The 730-nt window shown below is 65.2% G+C and carries 2 protein-coding genes; one reads left to right on the top strand and one right to left on the bottom strand.

Annotation, left to right across the window (positions count from 1 at the left end; genetic code table 11):
* Positions 1-470: ankyrin repeat domain-containing protein (locus ABD76_RS00200; protein ID WP_197253240.1), on the top strand; the 470-nt coding region annotated here is incomplete at its 5' end.
* Between the two features lie 5 nt (positions 471-475).
* Here the strand turns inward: ABD76_RS00200 and ABD76_RS00195 are convergent.
* On the bottom strand, positions 476-730 hold a 255-nt coding region (locus tag ABD76_RS00195; protein WP_206765467.1), incomplete at its 5' end, for a hypothetical protein.

Raw genomic sequence — 730 nt, 5'->3', positions numbered from 1 at the left:
CCTTCCATTGGGCGATTCGTTCTCAGCAATACGCCCTGGTCGACCTGCTCCTCGTCCATGGCGCGGATACCCACTTCCCCACTTCCCGGGAAGGCTACTCACCGCTCCATCTGGCCGCCGACGCCAACGACGTGCGGCTCATCGAGCAGTTGTCTGCGCTTGGCGCTGACCTGGAGGCGCGCGACCATGAGGAACGCACGCCATTCATGCTCGCCACGGATGCCGCGGCCCTGTCGGCGTTGGTTCGATGCGGGGCGGACGTGGATGCGCAAGACGAGCAAGGCGATTCAGCGCTCCACCACGCCGCCCGAACTAACAGCGAAGACCTGGTGTTCGCCTACCTGGTGCTGGGGGCCAATGCCCACCTGAAGAACGAGGATGGCGTCGTGCCAGCGATGCTCACCAAGTCGGCCGAGATTGCCCGGCTGCTGGACTACCCGAACGTGGGGTGGATTCTCGACGGCGAGTAGTGGGGCTACTTCTGCCGCATTGAAGAGGATGTCGCCTGCTTCCAGGCATGGTGTTCCTGGAGGTAGTCGGACAATCGCTGTCCCGCGTCCTGGCCGAACCTTTCCAACAGCTTCTCGAGCTCTTGCGGGGGAGGCGGGCCGAACCGCTCGTCGCACGGATCCAGCTTCGCGGCGTAAGCCACCTGCTCGGGTTCCCCATGCTCGCGTCGGTGCGCGTCGAGCACGGCGTCGATGGCTTCCGAAGACGGCCCCGCCGCCTG

Origin of the sequence: Paenibacillus dendritiformis (assembly GCF_015845845.1) — a bacterium.
In the GTDB taxonomy this organism is placed as follows: Bacteria; Bacillota; Bacilli; order Paenibacillales; family Paenibacillaceae; genus Paenibacillus_B; species Paenibacillus_B dendritiformis_C.
Note: the sequence above shows the minus strand (reverse complement) of the source record. Positions and strands in the feature narration are given on the sequence as shown.